At 68.5% G+C, this 23,207-nt stretch carries 22 protein-coding genes; 16 read left to right on the forward strand and 6 right to left on the reverse strand.

Going from position 1 to position 23,207, the window contains the following annotated elements; all coding sequences use genetic code 11:
* The first annotated feature begins 58 nt into the window (after positions 1-58).
* Genes nth through F3087_RS06570 form a run of 4 tightly spaced genes read left to right on the forward strand, consistent with a single transcriptional unit; the run spans position 59 to position 3,424 of the window.
* Positions 59-892, forward strand: a complete 834-nt coding sequence (gene nth, locus F3087_RS06555; RefSeq protein ID WP_191093785.1) for an endonuclease III — start codon at positions 59-61, stop codon at positions 890-892.
* Positions 889-1,521: a TlpA family protein disulfide reductase gene (locus tag F3087_RS06560; RefSeq protein ID WP_191093786.1), complete on the forward strand. Its 633-nt coding sequence runs from the start codon at positions 889-891 to the stop codon at positions 1,519-1,521. The genes nth and F3087_RS06560 overlap by 4 nt, the downstream gene beginning before the upstream one ends.
* Positions 1,518-2,234: an NUDIX hydrolase gene (locus tag F3087_RS06565; protein ID WP_150400787.1), complete on the forward strand. Its 717-nt coding sequence runs from the start codon at positions 1,518-1,520 to the stop codon at positions 2,232-2,234. Before F3087_RS06560 ends, F3087_RS06565 begins: the two co-directional genes overlap by 4 nt.
* Positions 2,231-3,424 (forward strand): MarP family serine protease, encoded by a 1,194-nt coding sequence (locus tag F3087_RS06570; RefSeq protein ID WP_150400788.1) that lies wholly within the window; start codon positions 2,231-2,233, stop codon positions 3,422-3,424. The genes F3087_RS06565 and F3087_RS06570 overlap by 4 nt, the downstream gene beginning before the upstream one ends.
* Before the next feature lie 63 nt (positions 3,425-3,487).
* Here the strand turns inward: F3087_RS06570 and F3087_RS06575 are convergent, their stop codons facing one another.
* From F3087_RS06575 to acs, 4 genes are all read right to left on the reverse strand, one after another.
* A complete protein-coding gene (locus F3087_RS06575) occupies positions 3,488-4,423 on the reverse strand; it encodes an alpha/beta fold hydrolase (RefSeq protein ID WP_150400789.1) in 936 nt (311 codons plus the stop codon).
* Positions 4,424-4,469: 46 nt separating this feature from the next.
* A complete protein-coding gene (locus F3087_RS06580) occupies positions 4,470-4,976 on the reverse strand; it encodes a phage holin family protein (RefSeq protein WP_150400790.1) in 507 nt (168 codons plus the stop codon).
* Between the two features lie 39 nt (positions 4,977-5,015).
* Positions 5,016-6,233 (reverse strand): Na+/H+ antiporter NhaA, encoded by a 1,218-nt coding sequence (nhaA, locus tag F3087_RS06585; RefSeq protein ID WP_150400965.1) that lies wholly within the window; start codon positions 6,231-6,233, stop codon positions 5,016-5,018.
* Positions 6,234-6,412: 179 nt separating this feature from the next.
* Positions 6,413-8,365: an acetate--CoA ligase gene (acs, locus tag F3087_RS06590; RefSeq protein WP_150400791.1), complete on the reverse strand. Its 1,953-nt coding sequence runs from the start codon at positions 8,363-8,365 to the stop codon at positions 6,413-6,415.
* 412 nt (positions 8,366-8,777) lie between these two features.
* On the opposite strand from acs, the gene F3087_RS06595 reads away from it, so the two are divergent.
* The 5 genes from F3087_RS06595 (at position 8,778) to F3087_RS06615 (ending at position 14,983) form a co-directional block, all read left to right on the forward strand.
* Positions 8,778-10,367: a peptide ABC transporter substrate-binding protein gene (locus F3087_RS06595; protein WP_150400966.1), complete on the forward strand. Its 1,590-nt coding sequence runs from the start codon at positions 8,778-8,780 to the stop codon at positions 10,365-10,367.
* A 62-nt stretch (positions 10,368-10,429) separates the two neighbouring features.
* On the forward strand, positions 10,430-11,356 hold the full coding sequence (locus F3087_RS06600) for an ABC transporter permease (RefSeq protein WP_150400792.1): 927 nt from the start codon (positions 10,430-10,432) through the stop codon (positions 11,354-11,356).
* Positions 11,349-12,326, forward strand: a complete 978-nt coding sequence (locus F3087_RS06605; protein ID WP_150400793.1) for an ABC transporter permease — start codon at positions 11,349-11,351, stop codon at positions 12,324-12,326. The genes F3087_RS06600 and F3087_RS06605 overlap by 8 nt, the downstream gene beginning before the upstream one ends.
* Positions 12,323-14,029 (forward strand): dipeptide ABC transporter ATP-binding protein, encoded by a 1,707-nt coding sequence (locus F3087_RS06610; RefSeq protein WP_150400794.1) that lies wholly within the window; start codon positions 12,323-12,325, stop codon positions 14,027-14,029. The genes F3087_RS06605 and F3087_RS06610 overlap by 4 nt, the downstream gene beginning before the upstream one ends.
* Before the next feature lie 207 nt (positions 14,030-14,236).
* Positions 14,237-14,983, forward strand: a complete 747-nt coding sequence (locus F3087_RS06615; RefSeq protein ID WP_150400795.1) for a Fic family protein — start codon at positions 14,237-14,239, stop codon at positions 14,981-14,983.
* Between the two features lie 503 nt (positions 14,984-15,486).
* Here the strand turns inward: F3087_RS06615 and F3087_RS06620 are convergent.
* Positions 15,487-16,293, reverse strand: coding sequence for an HAD-IB family hydrolase (locus tag F3087_RS06620; RefSeq protein WP_150400796.1), 807 nt, complete (start codon positions 16,291-16,293; stop codon positions 15,487-15,489).
* Between the two features lie 451 nt (positions 16,294-16,744).
* Here F3087_RS06620 and ssd point away from each other — a divergent pair, with 451 nt between their 5' ends.
* On the forward strand, positions 16,745-17,857 hold the full coding sequence (gene ssd, locus F3087_RS06625; RefSeq protein WP_150400797.1) for a septum site-determining protein Ssd: 1,113 nt from the start codon (positions 16,745-16,747) through the stop codon (positions 17,855-17,857).
* A gap of 385 nt (positions 17,858-18,242) precedes the next feature.
* Positions 18,243-19,427, forward strand: coding sequence for a TadA family conjugal transfer-associated ATPase (locus F3087_RS06630; RefSeq protein WP_150400798.1), 1,185 nt, complete (start codon positions 18,243-18,245; stop codon positions 19,425-19,427).
* 511 nt (positions 19,428-19,938) lie between these two features.
* Here F3087_RS06630 and F3087_RS47285 read toward each other — a convergent pair.
* Entirely contained in the window at positions 19,939-20,367 is a 429-nt protein-coding gene (locus F3087_RS47285) for a hypothetical protein (RefSeq protein ID WP_317983909.1), read from the reverse strand.
* Positions 20,368-20,508: 141 nt separating this feature from the next.
* Between F3087_RS47285 and F3087_RS47290 the strand changes: the two genes are divergently transcribed.
* The 5 genes from F3087_RS47290 to F3087_RS46460 form a co-directional block, all read left to right on the forward strand.
* Complete coding sequence (locus F3087_RS47290) at positions 20,509-20,835, forward strand: type II secretion system F family protein (protein WP_317983910.1); 327 nt, start codon at positions 20,509-20,511, stop codon at positions 20,833-20,835.
* A gap of 564 nt (positions 20,836-21,399) precedes the next feature.
* Positions 21,400-22,023, forward strand: coding sequence for a type II secretion system F family protein (locus F3087_RS06640; RefSeq protein WP_150400799.1), 624 nt, complete (start codon positions 21,400-21,402; stop codon positions 22,021-22,023).
* Positions 22,024-22,209: 186 nt separating this feature from the next.
* A complete protein-coding gene (locus F3087_RS06645) occupies positions 22,210-22,374 on the forward strand; it encodes a DUF4244 domain-containing protein (RefSeq protein WP_223884849.1) in 165 nt (54 codons plus the stop codon).
* 53 nt (positions 22,375-22,427) lie between these two features.
* Positions 22,428-22,742, forward strand: coding sequence for a TadE family type IV pilus minor pilin (locus tag F3087_RS06650; RefSeq protein WP_191093788.1), 315 nt, complete (start codon positions 22,428-22,430; stop codon positions 22,740-22,742).
* Positions 22,743-22,918: 176 nt separating this feature from the next.
* Positions 22,919-23,207: hypothetical protein (locus tag F3087_RS46460; RefSeq protein WP_223884850.1), on the forward strand; the 289-nt coding region annotated here is incomplete at its 3' end.

Below are 23,207 nucleotides of genomic sequence, written 5' to 3' on the forward strand. Positions count from 1 at the left end.
GAACACGGCAACCGAACTGGACGGGCAACGTTCGCCGATGGTTCCGTATGGTGGACAGGTGCGTGTCACCCCCTCCACAGCCGCCGGGAACGGGCGTGCGTCCGCCCCCGAGGCGACCGATGCGCAACCAGCTCCGGTCGCCGCTCCGAAACGGAAATCCCGCGCGCGACAGGCGGAAACTCAGCTAGGACTGGTGCGCCGGGCGCGCCGGATGAATCGCACTTTGGCCGAGGCTTTCCCGGACGCGCATTGTGAGCTGGACTTCACCACGCCGCTCGAATTGGCGGTCGCGACAATACTTTCCGCGCAGTCCACGGATGTGCGGGTGAATCTCACCACGCCCGCCCTGTTCGTCAAGTACCCCGATGCCCGCGCCTACGCCGAGGCCAACCGCGCCGAGCTGGAGGAATACATCCGCTCGACCGGTTTCTTCCGGAACAAGGCCAACTCGCTCATCGGCCTCGGTCAGGCGCTGCTCGAACACCACGACGGTGAATTGCCTCACACCATGGACGAACTCGTGCAGTTGCCCGGGATCGGCCGCAAGACCGCCAACGTCATTCTCGGCAACGCGTTCGGCGTGCCCGGCATCACCGTGGACACGCATTTCGGCCGGCTGGTCCGGCGCTGGATGTGGACCACCGAGGAAGACCCGGTGAAGGTCGAGCACATCATCGGCGAGCTGATCGAGCGCAAAGACTGGACGATGCTCTCGCACCGGGTGATCTTCCACGGCCGCCGGGTGTGTCATGCCCGCAAGCCGGCCTGTGGCGTGTGCGTGCTGGCCAAGGACTGCCCGTCGTTCGGGGCCGGTCCGACCGACCCGGACACCGCCGCCGAGCTGGTGAAGGGTCCGGAGCGGGAGCATCTGCTCGAGCTGGTGGGCCGGTGAGAGAACTCCCGGTCGCCTGGCGATGGGCGCTGGCGGGATTGATCGCTGTGGTCGCACTGGCGGCCGCCCTGTGGCCGCGCGGTCGCGACACCGCCGCGGACAACCGGCCGGAGGCGCGCGTGCGCGCCGGGGTATCCGAGCAGCAACGCGCCGCCGCGGACCTCGCGGCCTGCCCCCGGCCCGCCGCGGGCGCCGTGGGTTCGGGTCCGCTGGCCGGCCTGACGGTCGAGTGCCTCGCCGACGGCGGATCGGTCGACTTGGCCGCCGCGCTGGCGGGTAAGCCCGCGCTGCTGAATCTCTGGGCCTACTGGTGCGGACCGTGTGCGCAAGAATTGCCGTATTTGCAGCAGTTCGCCCAGCGCGCCGGAAACGCGATTACCGTGCTGACCGTGCACAGCGACCCGGATGAGGCCAAGGCGATTTCACGGCTGAATGGACTGAACGTGAGACTGCCCGGCGTGCTCGACGCCGACGCGCGCGTGCGCTCGGCCGTCGGCGCCCCCGCCGTGCTGCCGATCTCGGTGCTGCTGCGCGCCGACGGCTCGGTCGCGCGGGTCGAGGTGCGCGCGTTCACCGGGGTGGACGACATCGCGAACACGGTCGGCCAGGAACTCGGGGTGGCCGCATGAGCATCCCGGTGCCCCAAGACATTCCGAAGTGGCTGAGCAAGGCCACCGAGCCCGCGTCGGACACCTCGGACACGCTCACGCTGGCGCGCACCCTGCGCCGGGCCATGTCCATCACGTCGACGCCACGGCAGGCGGCGGTGCTGGTGCTGTTCGGCGGCTCGCCCGAGCCCGATTCGGCTGCGCCGGGCGGCCTGCCCGCGGACGCGGAGGTGCTGCTGACCCAGCGCGCCGCCACGCTGCGCCAGCATCGCGGTCAGGTCGCGTTCCCCGGCGGCGAGGTGGATCCCGGTGACACCGGGCTGATCGACACCGCGCTGCGCGAGGCGTGCGAGGAGACCGGGCTGGACCGCTCCGGCGTGGAACCGCTTGCGCTGCTGCCGAAGTTGTTCGTGCCACCGTCGCGGTTCGACGTGACCCCGGTGGTCGCCTACTGGCGCACCCCCAGCGAGGTCCGGGTGGTCGACCAGAGCGAGACCGAACGGGTGGTGCGCGTTCCGGTGGCCGAGCTGCTCGATCCGGCGAACCGCTTCCTGGTCCGCAGCAGCCTCGGCTACCAGAGCCCCGCCTTCCAGGTGGACGGCATGCTGGTCTGGGGCCTGACCGGCGGCATCCTCGCCGGAATCTTCAAAGCCGCAGGCTGGGACCAGGATTGGGACCACAGGGACGTGCGTGACCTAGAAGCCGCCCTCGCCGACGTGGGTATGACGTTATGAGCACTTCGGCCTGGCTCGATATCGCGGTGGTGCTGCTCGCGCTGCTGGCCGCCTCCTCGGGGTGGCGGCAGGGCGCGGTCGCGTCCGCCCTCGCGTTCCTCGGCGTGGTGCTCGGCGCGGTGGCCGGCATCCTGATCGCGCCGCACATCCTGATCCATGTCGACGAGGGCCGCGCCCGGGTGCTCACCGGTGTGCTGCTGATCGTGCTGCTGGTGATCATCGGCGAGGTCGCGGGCATGGTGCTCGGCCGGGCCGCGCGCGGCGGCATGCGCCATCCGTTCACCCGCAGCGTGGACAGCGTGGTCGGCGCGGTGCTGCAGGCGGTGGCGGTGCTGGTCACCGCGTGGCTGCTCGCGCTGCCGCTGGCCACCTCGTCGCAGCCGTCGATCGCCACCGCGATCAACGGTTCCCGGGTGCTCACCGACGTCAACGACGTCGCGCCGAACTGGTTGCGCCGCCTGCCCAACGAGTTCTCCAAGCTGCTCAACACCTCCGGCCTGCCGGACGTCATCGGCCCGTTCGGCCGCGCCCCGATCGCGGCCGTCGAGCCGCCGGATCCGAGCGTGCTGTCCAGCCCGGTCGCGGCCTCGCTGCAAAGCAGCGTGCTGCGCATCCGCGGCGTCGCGCCGAGTTGCCAGCGCGCGCTGGAGGGTTCGGGCTTCGTCATCGCGCCCGAGCGGATCATGACCAACGCGCACGTGGTCGCCGGCACCACCAGCATCCAGGTGGACACCTCCAGCGGCCCGCTCGACGCGAGCGTGGTGCTGTTCAACCCGTCGATCGATGTCGCGGTGCTGGCGGTGCCCGGACTGACGGCCACGCCGATCCCGCAGGCGCCCACCGCGGCGCGTTCGGGGGACAGCGCGATCGTGCTCGGCTACCCCGGTGGCGGGCGCTACACCGCCAGCGCGGCCCGCGTGCGGGAAACGCTGGACCTGACCGGTCCGAACATCTATCGCGACGGCACGGTGGAGCGCGAGGTCTACACCGTCCGCGGTGCGGTGCGCGCGGGTAATTCCGGTGGGCCGCTGGTGGATACGGACGGTGAGGTGCTCGGCGTCGTCTTCGGCGCCGCGGTCACCGACGACGACACCGGCTACGTGCTCACACTCGCCGAGGTGCGAGCCCAGCTCGACGCCGCCTCCGGGTCGACCGTCCCGGTCGGTACCGGCGCCTGCGTGCTCAGCTGATCGGCGCGCCCCGGGTCGAAGCCGGCAACGGACTCGACCCGGGACGCCGGCTCGAATGTCGTTCTAGGCGAGCAGCTTCGCCAGCTCGGCGGTCACCATGTCCGGGTTCTCCTGATGGGCGTAATGCCCTGCGGCCGGGATGGTGGCGAGGCGGCGATCCGGTGAAAGATGTTGCCCGCGACGGAACGTGCTGGTGAGCACGTAGGGGTCCAGGTCGCCGCGCATGGCCAGCACCGGGATCCGGATCGGTTCACGCATGGTCGCCATGAAGCGGCGGCCATCCGGACGCCACTGGCTGCGGAAGGCCCAGCGCTGATACTCCAGCGCACAGTGCGCCGCACCGGGAATCTGGATGGCCGAGCGCATCCGCCGCGCGGTGTCCACGAATTCGGTGGTGCCGGACCAGGTTCCGCTGACCCGCTGGCGCAGCATCCGTTCGACCTCGAACCCGTCGCCGGTGGTCAGCAGTCGTTCGCCGTAGCGGGGCAACTGGTAGCGCAGGAAGTTGGGCAGCCAGGTCGCGCGCTGCCTGCGGTTGCGCAGCACCGCGCTCTTGAGCGCCGCCGGATGCGGTGAGCTGACCACCGCGATGGACCGGACCAGCCGCGGATGCAGCACCGCGGTCGCCCAGCAGACCAGGCCGCCGTCGGCATGCCCGACCAGGGTCGCGTCGGTGTAGCCGAGCGCGCGGATGAGCCCGGCGATATCGCCGGCCAGGGTCCAGCCGTCGTAGCCGCGCGGCGGTTTGTCGCTGTCGCCGTACCCGCGCAGGTCGACCGCCACCGCGCGGTAGCCGAGGTCGGCGAGCCCGGTCAGCTGATGCCGCCAGGACCACCAGAAGTCGGCGAAGCCGTGCAACAGCACGACCAGCGGGGCGTCGGTGCGCTCGGGCGCGGCATCGACGACGTGGAATCGGATGCCGTTGGCATGAACGTCCCGATGCGCCCAGGGGCCGTCGAAACGGACGCTGGACGGATCCGGAATATGGTGCGACGACACGCCGATGCAGCCTAGTAGTTCGGGGTATCCGCGCGCGAGCGAGCGGTTACGAAGCGGGTTTTTCCAGCGAGCGGGGCTCGTCGTGGGCGGCGGCGCCGAGTCCGTGCGGCAGCACCGAGCGGGCCTGCTTGAGCGAGTCGATCGTCTTCTCCGGTGCGCGCAGCTTCTTCACCCGCAGATAGCCGAGCAAGGCGAGCAACGCGGTGGTGACGACCATCAGCAGGAACACGATCAGGAACGCGGCCCAGCGGGCCAGCCACACGTCGAGCAGTTCGCCGAGGAAGAAGAAAAAGAAGAACGTGCTGAACAGCAGCACGGTCAGCGCGAGGATGAAGTAGACGCTGCCCTGCAGCCCCTTCTTGATCTCGCCGGTGACCTCGGCCTTGGCCAGCGCGACCTCCGCGCGGACCAGCGTGGACATCTGCTCGGTGGCGTCGCGCACCAGCGTGCCGAAGCTGGCGCTACCGCTGGGATTGGCGTCGGACAAGGGAATGGAGGTCACCGTACGACCGCGCTGTGCGTCGTTCCCGTTACCGCCGTTTGTGAAACTCACTTGGTAGACCCTTCTCCCTGTCCAGGCACTGCTTCCGCCTCACTCTTCTCGTTGTAGCGCACGAGCGTCCCGCCGCGCCTGGTGGACACGCCCACGCCGCAACAGTAGCGCCGAACCGGCGAGCGACGCCGCCATTGATGTGACCAACACAGCGGCCTTCGCCAATTCGACCGCGGAGCCGTCGTCGACGTCGGCCAGCGCGAGTTCTGCCACCAGAAGGCTAACGGTGAACCCGATCGCGCCGAGCACCGACAGGGCGAACATGTCCCGATAGCCCAGTCCGGCCGGGCGCTTGGCCACACCGAACCGGATTGCGAGCCAGCTGATCCCGAAGATTCCGGCGGTCTTGCCCAGCAGTAACCCGAGAATGACGGCCAGCGCCAGCCTGTCGCTGAACAGCTCGCCGAACACCTTGCCGTCCAACGGAACTCCGGAGGCGAACAACGCGAACAGCGGCACGCACAGTCCGGCCGAGATCGGCTGGATCAGGTGCTCCAAGCGGGTGGCCGGCGCCTCGTCCTCACCGGGGTCGGTCCGCACCCGGGTGAGCAAGCCGAGCGCCACGCCGGCCAGCGTCGGATGGATGCCCGCCTCGTGCAGCGCGTACCAGGCCACCAGCGCCAGCGGAAGATAAAGCCACGGTGTGCTGATCCTTTTGTGCTGGGCCAGCGCCCACGCCGCGAAGCAGGCCGCGGCAGCGAGCAGCCACAGCAGCGCCAGCGTCGTGGTGAAGAGAATGGCGATCAGAATGATGGCCAGCAGATCGTCGACCACGGCGAGGCTGAGCAGGAACACCCGCGCGCTCGCCGGGATGCGCGAGCCGGTCATGGCCAGCACGGCCAGCGCGAACGCGATATCGGTGGCGACCGGAATGGCCCACCCGCGATCCATCCCCGGCACGCCGAGGCCGACCACCAGGGCGATCAACGCCGGGGTGACCACGCCGCCGACCGCGGCGACGATCGGCAGCGCGGCGCGTTTCGGGTCGGCGAGTTCGCCGACCACGAGTTCGCGTTTGAGTTCCAGTCCGGCGACGAAGAAGAAGATGGCGAGCAGGCCGTCGGCGGTCCATTCGGCCAGGGTGAGATCCAGGTGCAGCGACGGGATGGCGAGCGTCGTCTGGGTCATGGTCAGGTAGCTGTCGCCCCAGGGCGAGTTCACCCACAGCAACGCCGCGGCGGCCGCGACGAGCAGGATTGCGCCGCCGACGGTTTCGGTGCGGAGATAGCGGGACAGTTCCGAGCGCACTTGCGTGATCACGGGGAACCTTTCGGCAGGGTCGGTCAACGCTGCGACCACGCCATCCACCGATTCGGCTGTCAGGTACGCGACCGCATGCCGACCAGACTTCCCGGCACACCTTACGCAATCCTAACGGGTAGGGCCGGTGACGAATTACGCCACCGGTCCTACCATGCGCTGTCTATCGGTTCGGGTTACGCCTTCGTCGCCCGGATCGCCTCGAAGACGTTGGGGTCGACCAGCGTCGAGGTGTCGCCGAGTTCCCGGCCCTCGGCCACGTCGCGCAGCAGTCGCCGCATGATCTTGCCGCTGCGGGTCTTGGGCAGCTCGGGCACCACGTGGATCTCCCGCGGCCGCGCGATCGGGCTGATCGCGCGCGACACCTCGGCCTTCAGCTCGGCGACCAGCGCCGTGCCGGTGTCCTCGGTCTCCGCGGTCAGGATGACGAACGCGACGATGCCCTGGCCGGTGGTCTCGTCGCTGGCCCCGACCACCGCGGCCTCCGCGACGCCGGAATGCCCGACCAGCGCCGACTCCACCTCGGCGGTGGAGATCCGGTGGCCGGACACGTTCATCACGTCGTCCACCCGGCCGAGCACCCAGAGGTCGCCGTCGGCGTCGAGCTTCGCGCCGTCGCCGGCGAAGTACCAGCCCTGCTCGGCGTAGCGCTCCCAGTAGGTGGCCCGGTAGCGCTCCATGTCGCCCCAGATGCCGCGCAGCATCGACGGCCACGGCTGGTCGAGCACCAGGTAGCCGTTGGCCTCGGTCTCGCCGCGCTGCACCGGCTTGCCCTCTTCGTCGACGACCAGCGCCGAGATGCCGGGCAGCGGTGCCATCGCGGCACCGGGCTTGGTCGCCGTGACGCCGGGCAGCGGGGAGATCATGATGGCGCCGGTCTCGGTCTGCCACCAGGTGTCCACGATCGGCGCGCGGTCCCCGCCGATGACCTCCCGGTACCAGCGCCAGGCTTCGGGGTTGATCGGCTCGCCGACGCTGCCGAGCAGGCGGAGCGAGGACAGGTCGTGGGCGTCGGGGATCTCGCGGCCCCACTTCATGAACGTGCGCACCAGCGTCGGAGCCGTGTAATAGATGCTGACGCTGTACTTTTCGATGATCTGGAAGTGCCGGTGCTCGTCGGGTGAGTTGGGCGTGCCCTCGTAGACCACCTGCGTGGTGCGGTTGGCGAGCGGCCCGTAGACGATGTAGCTGTGCCCGGTGACCCAGCCGATGTCGGCGGTGCACCAGTAAACGTCTTGTCCCGCTTTGTGATCGAAGACGTTGTGGTGGGTGTAGGAGGTTTGGGTCAGGTAGCCGCCGGTGGTGTGCAGGATGCCCTTGGGCTTTCCGGTGGTGCCGGAGGTGTAGAGAATGAACAGCGGATGCTCGGCATCGAAGGCCTGCGCCTCGTGTTCCGGCGAAGCCTGCGCGACGGTGTCGTGCCACCACAGGTCGCGGCCGTCGGTCCACGGCACCTCGATCTCGGTGCGGCGCACCACGAGTACGTGCTCGACGGAATGCGGGACATCGCCGTTCGCGAACAGTGCCTCGTCCACCGCCTCCTTGAGCGGGGCGGACTTGCCGCGCCGCCACTGCCCGTCGGTGGTGATGATCAGCCGCGCGCTCGCGTCGTCGACCCGCTGGCGCAGCGCGGTGGGGGAGAAGCCGGCGAACACCACCGAGTGGGTGAGGCCGAGGCGCGCGCAGGCGAGCATCGACACGATGGCCTCGGGCACCATCGGCATGTAGATGGCGACCCGGTCGCCCGCTTCGAGCCCGAGCTCGGTGAAGTAGTTCGCGGCGCGGCTGACTTCGGCCAGCAGCTCGCGGTAGGTGATCGCGCGCGAATCGCCCGGCTCACCCTCCCAGTGGATGGCGACCTGGTCGCCGTGCCCGTCGAGCACGTGCCGGTCGACGCAGTTGTAGGCGACATTGAGCTTGCCGCCGGTGAACCACTTCGCCACCGGTGCGTCGCTCCAGTCCAGCACCTGGGTCCAGGGCTGATGCCAGTGCAACCGACTCGCCTGATCGGCCCAGAACGCGTCGCGATCGGCCGACGCCTGCTCGTACAGAGCGGCACCGGCGTTGGCCGCCGCGGCGAACTCCGCGCTCGGCGTGTACGAGTCCCTGTGGTCGGCGGTTTCGGTCATCTCGTTTCTTCTTTCCACGTAGCCTGAGCGCACGAATCAAACGCAGCACGTTCGACAGTAATCAACTGTGACCTACGCCGCGTCCGGTCTGTTCACCGGGTTTCGGTCTCGACACGCCGTCGCGTAATCCGCAACGGAGGGTCGGCCCCGGAGACACCGGACGGTCTCTACAGAGGCAATGTTCCGGCCGTTAGGTCATATTTGCGCGATGTTTTTCGTGTTTCGGGCATGTTGCCGGATTGGTAACAAGTGGAACGAACCTTTGTCAATCCGATGACAAGCCCGGTTCTTGTGGATAATCTGCGAGGCACCCAAGGCGGATTGTGCCGGCATGCGCCTGGTGACCTCATGCGCGTGCCAAGGATTCCGCCCTTCTCGAAATCGGGAGAACGCGTTGAGATTCAACAGAGCAATGGCGCTGACTGCGGCAGCACTGCTGGCTACGAGCCTCGGACTGTCCGCATGCTCGTCGGACGACAGTGCCGACGCGAGCATCGTCACCACGAACGGTGGTGAGCCGCAGAACCCGTTGGTGCCCACCAATACCAACGAGAACATGGGCGGGCGTGTCGTCGACCGGTTGTTCGCCGGCCTGAAGTATTACGACGGCAACGGTGTCGCGCACGACGAGCTGGCGCAGAAGATCGAGACGACGGACCGGAAGAACTACAAGATCACCATCAAGCCGGACTGGAAGTTCTCCGACGGCACGGCGGTGACCGCGAAGTCGTTCGTCGACGCATGGAACTACGGCGCCCTCGGTACCAATGCTCAGTTGCAGAGCTACGCGTTCACCCCGATCGTCGGGTTCGACGAGGTGTCGGCGGAAAAGCCCACCGCACAGACGATGTCGGGCCTGAAGGTGATCGACGACAAGACCTTCACCGTCGCGCTCAAGTCTCCGTCGATCGACTTCGAGACCGAGCTCGGCTACGCGCCGTTCTACCCGCTGCCCGAGGCCGCCTACAAGGACATGAAGGCCTTCGGCGAGAACCCGATCGGCAACGGCCCGTACAAGTTCGCCAAGAACGGCGCCTGGCAGCACAACGTGCAGATCGACCTGGTCGCCAACCCGGATTACAAGGGTGGCCGCGCGCCGAAGAACAAGGGCCTGCGCTTCGTGATGTACCAGTCCTACGACACGGCTTACGCCGATCTGATCGCGGGCAACCTGGACACTCTCGACACCATCCCGGACAGCGCGATCACCTCCTACGAGAAGGATCTCGGCGACCGCGCGATCACCAAGCCGACCGCGCAGAACCAGCACATCGGCATCCAGACCAACGTCCCGCACTTCTCCGGCGAGGAAGGCGTGCTGCGGCGCAAGGCGCTCTCGATGGCGATCAACCGGGAACAGATCTGCCAGAACATCTTCCACGGCACCCGGCTGCCCGCGCGTGACTTCACCTCGGCCTCGCTGCCCGGCTTCAACGGCAACCTGCCCGGCTCGGAGTTCCTGAAGTACAACCCGGACGAGGCGAAGAAGCTGTGGGCCCAGGCCAACGCCATCTCCCCGTGGTCGGGTCGGTACGAGATCGCCTACAACTCCGACGGCGGCCACCAGGCCTGGATCGAAGCCGTGGCGAACAGCATCAAGAACACTCTCGGCATCGAGTCGATCGGTTTCCCGTATCCGACGTTCAAGAACATCCGTGACGAGGTGAACGCCAAGACCATCGGCAAGGCGTTCCGCTACGGCTGGCAGGGCGACTACCCGACCATGCTGCAGTTCCTCACCTCGCAGTACTACAGCTACTCCGATACCAACAACGTCGACTGGAAGGTGCCGGAGTTCGACAAGTTGCTCGATGCCGCGCTCGCCGCGCCGTCGCAGGAGGAGTCCTACAAGATCGTCGCGCAGGCGCAGACCATGATGCTGCAGCAGATGGCCGACATCCCGGTGCTCGACTACATCGCCTCGGCCGGTCGGTCGGACAAGGTGAAGTCCGCCGGTCTCGCCTGGAACGGCCTGTTCGACTTCGAAAACATCGAGAAGTAGCCGCTGATCGAGCCGCGCCGCCCTCGGGCAGCGCGGCTCGTCACTGAACCCAGGAGGCGTAAATGGCCTGGTATATCGTGCGGCGTCTGCTTCAAATGATCCCCGTGTTCCTCGGGGCGACGTTGCTCATCTATGCCTTGGTATTCCTCGTCCCCGGCGACCCGATCCACGCCCTCGCCGGCGACAAACCGATGACCCCCGCGGTGGAGGCCCAACTCCGCGCGCGGTACCACCTCGACCAGCCCTTCATCATGCAGTATCTGCTGTATCTGAAGGGCATCGTCACGTTCGACTTCGGCACCGCCTTCTCCGGCAGGCCGGTGCGCGCGGAGTTGGCTCGCGCCTTCCCGATCACCATCAAGCTCGCGTTCATGGCGGTGTTCATCGAGGCCGTCTTCGGCATCGTGTTCGGCCTGATCGCCGGCCTGCGCAAGGGCAAGCTGTTCGACTCGACGATGCTGGTCATCAGCCTCATCGTGATCGCCGTCCCGATCTTCGTGGTCGGCTTCCTCGCGCAGTTCCTGCTCGGGGTGAAGTGGGGGATCGCGCCGGTGACCGTCACCGGTAAAGCGAGTTTCAGCGAGTTGCTGGTGCCCGCGTTCGTACTCGGGTCCTTGTCGTTCGCCTATGTGCTTCGACTGACCCGGAACTCGGTGGCGGAGAACATGTCCGCCGACTACGTGCGCACCGCGACCGCGAAGGGCCTGAGCCGGCGCCGGGTGGTGACCGTGCACATCCTGCGCAACTCGATGATCCCGGTGATCACCTTCCTCGGCGCCGATCTCGGCGCGCTGATGGGTGGCGCGATCGTCACCGAGGGCATCTTCAACATCCCCGGTGTCGGCGGCACGCTGTACCAGGCGATCACCCGAGGTGAACCACCGACCGTCGTTTCGTTCGTGACCGTGCTGATCATCATCTTCCTGGTCTCGAACCTGATCGTCGACCTCCTCTACGCCGCCCTCGACCCGAGGATCCGCTATGCCTGACCTCGAAAAAGGAAAAGGAATCGACCTCGCCGAGAGCGCGGCCCGCGGTAGGCAGACCTACTTCGTCGCCCCGCCCGACGAGGTCGAGGTGCTCGCCACCGACATGGTCGTCGATCAGGGCTCGCCGACCAGCATCTGGTACGACGCGTGGCGGCAGCTGCGGCGCAATCCGATCTTCATCATCGCGGCGCTGATGATCCTGTTCGTGCTCGTCGTCGTCATCTGGCCCGGGCTGTTCACCAGCCAGGATCCGCGGTACTGCAACGGCGACTTCAGCATGAATCCGCGCGGCGGCGGGCATCCGTTCGGCTTCGACAAGCAGGGCTGCGACATCTACGCCCGGACCGTCTACGGCGCACGGGCTTCGGTCATGGCCGGGATCGGCTCCACCATCTGCTTCGTGCTGATCGGCGGCGTGCTCGGCGCGCTGGCCGGCTTCTACGGCGGGTTCTTCGACTCGCTCGTGTCCCGGGTCGCCGAGATCTTCTACGCGATCCCGCTGATGCTGGCCGCGATCGTGATCATGCAGCTGCTCGATTCGCGGACCATCTGGACCGTGATCGTCATCCTGGCCGGGTTCACCTGGCCGCAGGCCGCCCGGATCGCGCGCAGTGCGGTGATCCAGTCGAAGAACAGCGATTACGTCACGGCGGCAAAGGCATTGGGCGTATCCCGAATACGCACGCTGATCCGCCATGTGCTGCCGAACGCGGCGGGCCCGCTGATCGTGGTCACCACGATCTGGCTCGGCGTCTTCATCGTCACCGAGGCCACGTTGTCCTACCTCGGCGTCGGACTGCCGCGCACGATCGTCTCCTGGGGCGCCGATATCGCCTCGGGGCAGAAGGAGATTCGCACCTCCGCGATCCTGTTCTACCCCGCGACGGCCTTGGCGCTCACCGTGCTGAGCTTCATCATGCTGGGCGACGCGGTGCGCGACGCCCTCGACCCGAAGGCGAGGAAGCGGTGAGTGAATTCCGCAGCGCACAGTCGCCACTGCTCGAAATCAAGGATCTCAACGTCTGTTTCACCTCCGAGGGCAAGAAGATCCCCGCGGTCCGCGATGTGAACCTGTCGGTGTATCCGGGCCAGACCGTCGCGATCGTCGGCGAATCCGGCTCGGGTAAGTCCACCACGGCGCACGCGATCATCGATCTGCTGCCCGGCACCGGTCAGGTCACCTCCGGCAGCATCATGTTCGACGGCAAGGACCTGGCGAAGGCGTCCAAGAAGGACGTCGTCGCGGTGCGCGGCAGCGGGATCGGGCTGGTGCCGCAGGACCCGATGTCCAACCTGAACCCGGTGTGGAAGATCGGCTTCCAGATCCGGGAGACGTTGGAGGCCAACGGGATCGCCAAGGGCAAGGCGGCCAAGGAACGCGCTATCGAGCTGCTGCACGAGGCGGGCATGTCCGACGGCGAGCGGCGGGTGAACCAGTACCCGCACGAGTTCTCCGGCGGTATGCGCCAGCGTGCGCTCATCGCCATCGGCTTGGCTTGCCGCCCCAAGCTGCTGATCGCGGACGAGCCGACCTCGGCGCTGGACGTCACCGTGCAGCGGCAGATCCTCGACCACCTCGAGGGCCTGACCAACGAGCTCGGCACCGCGGTGCTGCTGATCACCCACGACCTCGGCCTCGCCGCCGAGCGCGCGGAGCATCTGGTGGTGATGTACCGCGGCCGGGTGGTGGAATCCGGTCCGGCACTGCAGATTCTGCGCGAACCGCAGCACCTGTACACCAAGCGGCTGGTGAACTCCGCGCCCTCGCTCGCCTCGCAGCGGCTGTCTTCGGTGAAGCAGCGCATCGAGATTCGCGAGCAGGCGGTGCAGGTGGCCGAGCAGATCGCGGCCGCCGACACCGAGCTGACCAACGTCCCGGACGACGTCGTGGTGGTCGACAACCTGACCAAGACCTTCAAGATCCGCGGCAGCGCGCCCTGGAAATCGACGGACTTCGTTGCGGTGCAGGATGTTTCGTTCCGGCTGCGGCGTGGCACCACGACCGCCATCGTCGGCGAATCGGGTTCGGGTAAATCGACTGTCGCACAGATGATCCTGGGCCTGCTCGAGCCGACCTCGGGCAAGGTCGTGTTCGACGGCCAGGAAGTGGCCAAGCTGGATCGCAAGAGCGCCTTCGCGTTCCGGCGCCGGGTGCAGCCGATCTTCCAGGATCCGTACGGCTCGCTGGACCCGATGTACTCGATCTACCGCACCATCGAAGAGCCGTTGCGCACGCACAACATCGGTACCGCGAAGGAGCGCGAGACCACGGTTCGTGAGCTGCTGGACAAGGTGTCGCTGCCGTCCACCGTGATGCGGCGGTATCCGAACGAGCTGTCCGGCGGTCAGCGTCAGCGCGTCGCCGTGGCCCGCGCCCTCGCGCTCTCGCCCGAGGTCGTGGTCTGCGACGAGGCGGTGTCCGCGCTCGACGTGCTGGTGCAGGCGCAGATCCTGCGGCTGTTGAACGATCTGCAGGCCGAGCTCGGCCTGTCGTACGTGTTCATCACGCACGACCTGGCCGTGGTCCGGCAGATCGCGGACGACGTGCTGGTCATGCAGACCGGCAAGGTGGTCGAGGCGGCCTCGACCGAGCAGGTCTTCGACAGCCCGCGCGAGGAGTACACGCGCCGGCTGCTGGATGCCATTCCCGGCCGAGATCTGTTGGTGAGCTGAGGAAGTCGGCCTGCCGCGATTGTCGGCAGGCCGAAGAGCGAGGCGGCCATCCTGACCCGGCTGGGTCGGGGTGGCCGCTTCTTTCGCATTCCGGGGTGTCTCGCTGCGCCGCGATCCGGCGGCCTGGCAGCGCGGCGGTCTGCCGGGCCGTGGAGCAGGGCGGGGCTGGGTCGGGCGTCCGGGTGGGCGCAAGTAGCCTCGTGAATCGTGACCGATCCGCTACAGCCCCTCATCGATCTGCCCGGCGTCCGCGCCGCCGCCGACCGTGCCCGCGACGCGCTCGCCGAGGTACACCGGCACAAGGCGAATCGGCGTGGCTGGCCGACCACGGCCGCGGAGGCCGCGGTGCGGGCGGCCCGATCCTCCGCCGCCATCGACGGCGGCAGTACCGAGCTGCCCGCCGACGGTCAGGTCGGCGATCCGATCCTGGCCGGGTCGTTGCGGGTCGGCCAGGCCCTCGACGGCGACGCCCTGCGCAATCTGGTGGGCACCTGGCAGCGGGCGCCGTTGCAGGCGCTGGCCCGGCTGCATCTGCTCGCCGCCGCCGATCTGGTGACCGACGAGGAGGCGCTCGGCCGGCCGCGCGCGGATGCCGGGGTGGCGCAGCGCCTGGATCTGCTGGTGCAGGCGGTGCTCGGGTCGAGTGCGCCCGCGCCGGTGATCGCGGCGGTGGTGCACGGGGAGCTGCTCGCGTTGCGGCCGTTCGGGACCGCCGACGGCGTGGTGGCTCGGGCGGCGTCGCGGCTGGTGGCCGTGTCGAGCGGGCTGGATCCGCACAGTCTGGGCGTGCCGGAGGTTTTCTGGCTGCGGCGTCGGCAGGCGTATCTGGAGGCCGCGGCGGGCTTCGGCAGTGGTGCGGTGGACGCGGTCGGCAGCTGGGTGATGCTGTGCTGCGGGGCGCTGGAGGACGGTGCGCGGGAGGCCGCGTCGATCGCCGATTCGGCGTCGGGATAGGGCCCGGACATCAAAACGGGCGGCGTTGTCGTTGTCGACCTCGCCGCCCGCGTAGCACGGACTACCCGGTTACCAAGCGTGCTGGGTGGGTTGTGTTCTTGCGGCCTCGGCGATAGTCCGAACTCCGACGGTTCATCCCCGCAACCTGTGCGAGGCCCTCGCCGACGAAGACCCGGATTTCGCAGGCCCACAACGCTTCTGCCCTTGTCGCGGCGCGCTCCGCGTGGGTGCCTGGTGCCCGTGCTGGGAAGGGTGGTTGGGAGACTGAACCTTCTCTTCCGGTCCTGCCTTGGCCTTCCGACCTTCCGTAGTTACCTTTCTACCCTGTGACGGCCCTCACATCAAGAGGTGGTAAGACATTCGATATTCGGCGTGTCGATCGGCGTTTCGTGGTTCAATGCCTGGTCGCGAATTCTTCCGCGCTTCTTCAGCAAACCCGTCGGCAAGCAGCCCGCTCTCGCTCGAGCAGCAGGGGTCGCTGCCTCGTGCGCCGTGGCTAAGGGTCAGTTGCGCCGGCGCAGCAATCTATAACTGATAGCGCCGGCCAGCAGCGCGCTCAAGCCGACCACCGCGGTCGCGGCAAGGGTGGTGGACGAGGGCGCCTGGAACCGGGCCCACAGCGACACCGGATTCGAAAAGGTCAGGATCGGCCAATGTTTGGCGATGGCCTCGCGGCGCAGGTTGCGATCCGGATTGACCGCCGTCGGATGGCCGACCGCGCTCAGCAGCGGCAGATCGGTCACCGAGTCGGAGTACGCGTAACAGCGCGCGAGGTCGTAACCCTCACTGGCGGCGAGCTTTTCGATCGCCGCGACCTTGCCCTCGCCGTAGCAGTAGAACTCGACCTCGCCGGTGTACTTGCCGTCCTCGACGACCATCCGGGTGGCTGCGGTGTGCGACGCGCCGAGCACCTCGGCGATCGGGCCGACGATCTCCTCGCCCGAGGCCGACACGATCACCACGTCGTGGCCCCGGATCTTGTGGTCGGCAATGAGATCGGCCGCCTCGGCGTAGATCAGCGGATCGACCAGCTCGTGAAGCGTCTCCGCCACAATGGTTTTCACCTGCTCCACGTCCCACCCGGCGCACATGTTCGTGAGATGCGCGCGCATCCGCTCCATTTGGTCGTGGTCGGCGCCGGAGAGCATGAACAAGAAGTGGGCGTAGCTGCTTTCGAGCACGTCGCGGCGATTCAGCAGGCCCTGTGCGTAGAACGGCTTGCTGAACACGAACGTGCTCGATTTCGCGATCACGGTCTTGTCGAGATCGAAGAAGGCGGCGACGCGTCCGTGCGCGGTGGGTGAGTCCACCCGACCAGCATAGGCGTACGTCCGCCGGCGCTCCGGCCGTGCGGGCGGCGCCGGTGTCCGCGGTGCGGAACTGGGGACCGACTGGGGACGCCGCGGCTGTCGATCATGACGGCCGCCGAAACCGCATCCGCGACCGCGAGCGGGGAGTTTGCCCCGCAGCCGCGGAGCCCGTAATCGCCGTAAAGTTCTGCCGCGACAGACTTGCGTTGTGGGCGGGGCTTGGGTGTAGTATTGCTGGCACCTGGACATAGTCCAGGCGCGTTCAGCCCGACCCCCCGGGGCTGAACCCGACGGCCCCAGCCTCCTCCCCCCCCGGCTGGGGCCGTCCTCTATTCAGGGGACGGTTCGGATCCCCTCGCGCAGCACCCAAAAGTTCTGCACACCCCCGAGCTATCCACAATCGGCGCATCGCCTCTTCTGCCGTCGCCCGAACTCGGCCACGCTCAGCCGCATGAATCTTGAAGTGGCGCCGGACAACAGCAGCCCGCCACCGGCCCTCGTGTTCCTGCACGACCCCCGGCTGCGCGACGAAGTACGCCGCGTCGCCGCCGCGGCCGAACGCGGCCTCGACGAACGCACACTGCCCGTCGGCAGGCACGCGTGGACCGGAGCACCCCTGGTGATCCTGGACACAACCACGGCCCGCGCCGCCGCCGAAGCCGGATATCTACGCCGGATCGGGATCGTCCTGGTCACCGAGGGCGAACCGGCGCTGCTCGACTGGCAGGCCGCGGCGGCCGTCGGCGCCGAGCGGGTCATCGCGTTGCCCGGGGGTGCCGAGGGACTTATCGAGATGTTTGCTGAGTACGGCGAACACCGCACCGGAGACGGTGTCGTGGTCGCCGTCGCCGGTGCCGCCGGCGGTGCCGGAGCGTCCACGCTGGCCGCCGCACTTGCGCTGCGATCGGCCGCCGAAGGGTTCCGTCACGACACCGTCCTGGTCGACGGCGCACCCCTCGGCGGCGGCCTCGACCTGCTGCTCGGCATCGAATCAACCACCGGCCTGCGCTGGCCCGACCTGGTCGTCGAAGACGGCAGAGTCTCCGCCGCCGCCCTGCACTCCGCCCTGCCCACCGCGGCCCCCGGCCTGGCGGTTCTCGCCTGTGGTCGCTGCGGTGCGGGCCGGTTGCCACGCGAGATCGGGCCCGCCGCCGTCCGCGCCGTCATCGAAGCAGGCCGTGCCGCAGGCGATTTGGTGGTTTGCGACATTTCCGGCGAACGCGGCCCGCACGCCGACCAAATGCTCGACTCCGCCGACCTCGTCGTCCTGGTCGTTCCCGCCCGAATCCGCGCGGTCGCCGCCGCCGAATCCGTCTCCGCCCACATCGGCCGCCGAAACCCCAACCAGGGCTTGATAGTCCGTGGTCCGGCACCGGGCGGACTGCGCGGTCCCGAGGTCGCCGAAGTCCTCGACCTGCCATTGTTGGCCGCAGTCCGCGCCCAGCCCGGCCTGGCCGCTCGCCTCGAGCGAGGCGGACTGACCGTGCACCGCCGCGGGCCATTGCGTGACGCGGCAGACGCGGTGCTCAATGTGCTGAGTGCGCCGGCTGGACAGCGGCGATGAGGGCGGGGGAGGTGGATCCGCGACGGCTCGGCGAACTGGGCTGTGGGGGTGCGGTTGTCGAGTGTCGCTCGGGGACAGGGCATTGCACGATGTGCGGTCGATTCCGTCTGAGCGGGGTGGTGCGGAGTCGGCGGCAGGTCAGACGGTTGCGTGACATGTCCAGGAGCGCATTGGTCATCGATCGATGGTGCGGTCGCCGACTTCGTCGGAAGTGCTCCGGCCCCGCCGGATCAGATGCGGCGATGAATGCCGGGCTGGTCCGGCGGCGCGGCATCCGGCATTGCACGACAAGCCGGCTCGTGGTGGCGCGGCGTGGTTATCGATTCCGGCTGGGGGACGGGCCTGTGGGTCGTGTCCGCCGGATGACAGGGGAGTGGGGGCGGCGATGAGTGCGTTGGTGACCTCGGAGTTGTTGGATCGGGTGCGGGAGCGGTTGTCCGGTGGGTCCGGGGATCCGGATCCGGCGCAGGTCGCGGCCGCTATCCGGGCCGAGGCGGGTGGGGTGCTCGGGGACACGGATCTGCTGCGGGCGCTGCGGTTGTTGCAGACCGAGATGACCGGGGCCGGGGTGCTCGAGCCATTGCTGCACGACCCGAGGGTCGCCGATGTGCTGGTGACCGGGCCGGATGCGGTGTGGATAGATCGCGGGCACGGGCTGGAGAAGACCTCGATCACCTTCCCGGACGAGGCGGCGGTGCGCAGGCTCGCGCAGCGGCTCGCCCTCTCGGCCGGTCGGCGACTCGACGACGCGCAGCCCTGGGTGGACGGCAGGCTGTCCGGAACCGGAGCGGCACTGGGTGATTCGTTCGGCGTGCGGCTGCATGCCGTGCTCGCCCCGGTGGCGCACGGCGGCACCTGCCTGTCCCTGCGCGTGCTGCGGCCTGCCACCCAAGGGTTGGACGCATTGGCGGCAGCGGGTGCGGTACCGGCCGACGCAAAGCGGCTGCTGGAGCGGATCATCGCGGCGCGCCTGGCGTTCCTGGTGGTCGGCGGAACCGGTGCGGGCAAGACGACTTTGCTGTCCGGCCTGCTGGCCAAAGTCGGACCCAGCGAGCGAATCGTGTGTGTGGAGGATGCCGCAGAACTCGCTCCACCACATCCACACGTGGTGCGACTCGTCGCGCGCACCGCCAACGTCGAAGGAGTCGGCGCGGTAACCGTCCGCGACCTGGTGCGGCAGGCCCTGCGCATGCGCCCGGACCGCATCGTCGTCGGCGAGGTCAGGGGCGCGGAAGTCGTAGACCTATTGACCGCCTTGAACACCGGCCACGACGGCGGTGCCGGCACCGTCCACGCGAACTCCCCACAGGAAGTCCCCGCCCGCCTGGAAGCCCTTGCCGCCCTAGGCGGAATGGACCGCGCCGCCCTGCACAGCCAACTAGCCGCCGCCGTCCAGGTAATCCTCCACGTCCACCGCCGCCCCGACGGCTCCCGATGCCTCCGCGAAATCGGCCTCGTCCACCGCCCCGAATCCGGCCACATCCACATAACCCCCGCCTGGCACACCTCCGCCCCAACCCCCGCTGCCAACGACCTAACCCAACTCCTCGACGAAAGGCTCACCCGATGACCCCCGCACCGACTACGAAATCGCTGTGTGGCCTGGTTGAACCACGGGGGATCAGTCGTCGGCTCGAAATCCTGTGGGCTGCGCCGATACGAAGGCCACGATTTCGAGTGCTCGGTGAACGTCGCCTGGCCCCGCGATGCGATGGTCATCTGACGATCACCGCATCGACGGTCGCAGCCTCGCGCGCGCAATCGCACTGGGGCCCCGTAGAACCCGGGGTCGGTCGTCGGTTCGAGTTTGTGTCGGCTGCGCCAACGCACATTCCAGGGGCGTGGGTGTTCGTTCAACCTGGTCTGACTCGGCGATGCAACGGTCATCTGACCACTGCCACATCGACAGGCGTAGGTCCGCGCGCACGCTGGGACTGGGTTGAATCACGCGAGGCCGGTCGTCGGCTCGAACCTGTGTCGACTGCTCCGGTGTGGTCGCCGCAGCATCGAGTGTTCGCGTTGTGCGCCGCAGCTGTGGATGGATTCGCCTTGTGGACAACGCAATACGATGGATTGGCAGGTCAGTCGGTGACCGCGCCGTCGGTTCGTCTTGCGTTCGCTTTGCCCATGGTGTCGGACACTGCGTCGCCACGGCGGTGCAGCACGACGGATCGGCAGGCGGGCCGGTGATCGCTGGGTTGATGTGTCTCGCATTGGCTGTGCTCATGGCGCCGGCCGCTGCGTCCCGGCGACGGTTCGAGGTGCTGTTCGCTGAACCTGCTGTGGCGCAAAAAATGCAGCGGGACAAGGTGTTTCGGATTGTCGCAGGTGGTGGGGTGGCGGCCGCTGTGGTGTTCGGGGTCGGAGCGTTTCTTGCTGCGGTGATGGTGGTTGGGACGGTGGGGTTTCGAGTTCGGCGAGGCCGGCTGGATCGGCGCAGGAATGCCGAATGCGCTTATCTGCTGGACGCGTTGGAGGCGGTGATCGGGGAGTTGCGGGTTGGTGCGCATCCGAGTGCGGCGGCGGAGGTTGCGGCGAGTGAGGCGCGCGGTGAATCCGCTGAGGCTTTCGCGGTGAGCGCTGGACGGAGTCGGTTGGGTGGTTCGGCGGCGGAGGGGCTGCGGCATTCGGATTCTATTGTCGCGGCGGAGTTGTCGCGTATCGCTGACGCCTGGCAGGTGGCGGAGCGGCACGGGCTCGCGCTGGCCGAGCTGCTGTCCGCCGCACGCACAGACCTGGCGGGGCGCATCCGTTTCCACGGCCGCACAACCGCAGCCCTCGCCGGTCCCCGCGCGACCGCCGGCGTCTTGGCGGCGCTCCCGCTGCTCGGCATCGGCCTCGGCCAACTGATGGGCGCCGCACCGCTGCACGTGCTGTTCGCCTCGCCCGCAGGCACCATCCTGCTGCCCCTCGGCGCCGCCCTCGCCTGCGCCGGCTTGCTGTGGACCGACGCCATCACCCGAAAGGTCCTCGTATGAAACAACTTTGTCGTCTCCCGCTGGTCTGCCCGCCCAATCGGCTGAACCGGCTCCAAGTCCGAGAGCACACCGCCGTGCCTGCCCGGCGCCGGTGCGTCGGCCGTCCAGCGATCCAACACTCCATCACCTGCAAGAGTCCGTTGTGCAGCAATCGGATTCGACCAGGGCAGTGCTGGAAATCGCGGGCGATCCGGACCGTGGCTGCGTTCAGTCGCTGTCGTTGGATGAGGGATTCACCAGCGGCGCACACGGTCGGCGCAACGGTGACCGGTGGCGTTGCGGTCGATGCCGCCAGGATCGCGGCCGATTCGGATCGCGGCTGTGTTCGGTCGCTGTCGTCGGATGAGGGGTTCACCGGCGGTACATGCGGCCGATCCAACGGTGACCGGTGGCGTTGCGGTCGATGCGGCCTGGGTCGCAGCCTGGCGAGCGCCGCATCCGGCCACGCGGACAGTGCTAGTTCGGTGGAACCGTGGCGCACGACGGACGTCGTCGGCCTGGCCGGCGGGATTGGTCCTGTGCTCGAAGCACATTCGTGTCGTGACATGTGTGAGGAGGTTCAGGGTGGACCGAGTCGCGGGTTACCCGGTTCTGCCGGTCTTGCTGATCGCGGCGGCGCTGGTTCTGTTGCCCGGCCGCGTCGCGGTGAGCCGTCGGCTGCGGGCGCTTTGGCAGCCAGCGGTGACGCACACCGCAAAACCGTTGGCGAAGCGGCAGTTCGATCCACTGGCCTCGGCGTCGGTGTTCGATCTGCTCGCCGCGTGTCTGCGCGCCGGACTGCCGATGGCCGGCGCGGCCCGAGCTGTAGCGCCTGGCGCGCCGGACGTGTTGGGGGAGGCGCTGCGACGGGCCGCGGATCTGCTCGCGCTCGGCGCGGATGCCGCGACGGCGTGGGAGCGGGCGGCGGAAGACCGGGTCGGGCAACCGGGCGCCGAGGAGGTCGAGTCGTTGGCGCGGATGGCGCGGCGGTCAGCGCGATCAGGCTCCTCGCTGGCGGTCGCGGTCGGCGAGTTGGCCGAACAGCGCCGGGCAGCGGTCGAGGATGCCGCTGCGGCACGAGCCGAGCGCGCCGGAGTGCTGATCGGTGGCCCCCTCGGCCTCTGCTTCCTCCCCGCCTTCGTCTGCCTCGGCATCGTCCCCGTAGTGATCGGCCTGGCGGGCCGAGTCCTCGGCGACGGACTCCTGTGAACGTCCTTCAGCGAGTTGGTGTGGCCGAAGTCGTGCGCGCACGGCGTACCCGGCCCAGCGGAAGACACCTGTGCGGATCGGCCGTGCGGGGTGAGGTGAGAGGGGAATCAGGTGGGGATCGAGCGAATGGCGAGTCATGTGGTCTGCGGATCGAGGGCTGTATATACGGAGGTGCGGTTGCGAGTCATGCATGTGGTAGTTGCGGACGAGGGGATGAGTACGGCGGAGTATGCGATCGGAACTATCGCGGCGGCGGCGTTCGGGGCGGTGCTGTACGGAGTGGTGACCGGGGACAGCATTGTGAACGCGCTGACGAAGATCATCGATCGGGCGCTCAACACCGCTGTCTAGTGGGGTTGATAAATCGTTGCGGGGCAACGAGTCTCGGTGACGACCGGGGTTCGGTGACGGTTGAGGCGGCGATCGCGCTGGCGACCTTGGTGGTCGCGGTCGTGCTCTGTATCGGGGCTTTGCTGGCGGCGTCGACGCAGGTGCGCTGCGTCGACGCCGCTCGCGAGGCGGCCCGGCTGTCCGCGCGCGGCGACGAAACGAATGCGATCTCGGCGGCTCGGCGCGTGGCGCCTCCGGCCGCGGATATCTCGGTGCGTAGTGAGGGCAGTCATGTGATCGCCCGGGTCACCAGCCGCGCACCGCTCCTACCGCTCCTGACCCTGCATGCGGACGCCGTCGCATCCCGTGAACCAGGAGCGACACCGTGAGGGCGATCACGTGATCGCCCGGGTCACCACGCGCGGGCCGGTCCTACCGCTGCTGACCTTGCACGCGGACGCCGTCGCGTCCCGTGAACCAGGGGGCGACACGGTGAGGAGATTGCTGGGGCGCTGTCGGCCGAACCGCGGCGGGAGTGCACGGGTGGCAGGGACGCGCACGGCGATTGCGTCCCCTGCCCCTGCCCCTGCCCCTGCCCCTGCCCCTGCCCCTGCCCCTGCCCCTGCCCCTGCCCCTGCCCCTGCCCCTGCCGCTGACCGCGGCCCCGACCCCGGCCCTGACCCCGGCCCTGACCCCGGCCCTGACCCCGGCCCTGACCGCGGCCCCGACCGCGGCCCCGACCCCGGCCCCGACCGCGGCCCCGACTCCGGCCCCGACCGCAGCTCCGGCCCCGACCGCAGCTCCGGCCCCGACCGCGGCTCCGGCCCCGACTTCGGGTCCGACCGCGGCCCCGG

This window comes from Nocardia colli (assembly GCF_008704205.1).
In the GTDB taxonomy this organism is placed as follows: Bacteria; Actinomycetota; Actinomycetes; order Mycobacteriales; family Mycobacteriaceae; genus Nocardia; species Nocardia colli.

Coding starts and splice junctions, on each gene's coding strand:
- F3087_RS06565 (WP_150400787.1), top strand. CDS start 1,518: ATGAGCATCCCGGTGCCCCAAGACATTCCGAAGTGGCTGAGCAAGGCC.
- F3087_RS06570 (WP_150400788.1), top strand. CDS start 2,231: ATGAGCACTTCGGCCTGGCTCGATATCGCGGTGGTGCTGCTCGCGCTG.
- acs (WP_150400791.1), bottom strand. CDS start 8,365: ATGACCGAAACCGCCGACCACAGGGACTCGTACACGCCGAGCGCGGAG.
- F3087_RS06595 (WP_150400966.1), top strand. CDS start 8,778: ATGGCGCTGACTGCGGCAGCACTGCTGGCTACGAGCCTCGGACTGTCC.
- F3087_RS06600 (WP_150400792.1), top strand. CDS start 10,430: ATGGCCTGGTATATCGTGCGGCGTCTGCTTCAAATGATCCCCGTGTTC.
- F3087_RS06605 (WP_150400793.1), top strand. CDS start 11,349: ATGCCTGACCTCGAAAAAGGAAAAGGAATCGACCTCGCCGAGAGCGCG.
- ssd (WP_150400797.1), top strand. CDS start 16,745: ATGAATCTTGAAGTGGCGCCGGACAACAGCAGCCCGCCACCGGCCCTC.
- F3087_RS06630 (WP_150400798.1), top strand. CDS start 18,243: ATGAGTGCGTTGGTGACCTCGGAGTTGTTGGATCGGGTGCGGGAGCGG.
- F3087_RS47285 (WP_317983909.1), bottom strand. CDS start 20,367: ATGCGCACCAACCCGCAACTCCCCGATCACCGCCTCCAACGCGTCCAG.
- F3087_RS06645 (WP_223884849.1), top strand. CDS start 22,210: ATGCATGTGGTAGTTGCGGACGAGGGGATGAGTACGGCGGAGTATGCG.